The following is a 237-nucleotide window of genomic DNA, read 5'->3' as shown; positions in this document are numbered from 1 at the left end:
GGCATGTAATCCGGCACCTCGACGACGGCCAGACGCACTTCGTAATGCTTGCCTGCCGTTGTAGCCGGAAGTACCGACGTAAGTTTCTGAATAGTTTCAGTCGGGTTATCACTGGCTACGCTGGCACAGAACAGTTGCCCCGGATGGCAAAAGCCGACCATCATTGGCGGCGGTGGCAGCATGCCCTCGCCGTGGAAGGGTGGCAACCCGTGCGGCTGTTCTATCGGTGATTGGGGA

At 58.6% G+C, this 237-nt stretch carries 1 protein-coding gene; it reads right to left on the bottom strand.

What is annotated here, in order from left to right; genetic code table 11:
- The coding region (locus ACPYOM_RS23865) for a hypothetical protein (protein ID WP_481347885.1) at positions 1–182 on the bottom strand (182 nt) is incomplete at its 3' end.
- Between the last annotated feature and the right edge of the window lie 55 nt (positions 183–237).

The organism is Monashia sp. HAY1-2A (assembly GCF_056755315.1).
The sequence above is the reverse complement of the archived record's forward strand: the minus strand, read 5'-3'. Positions and strand labels throughout refer to the sequence as shown.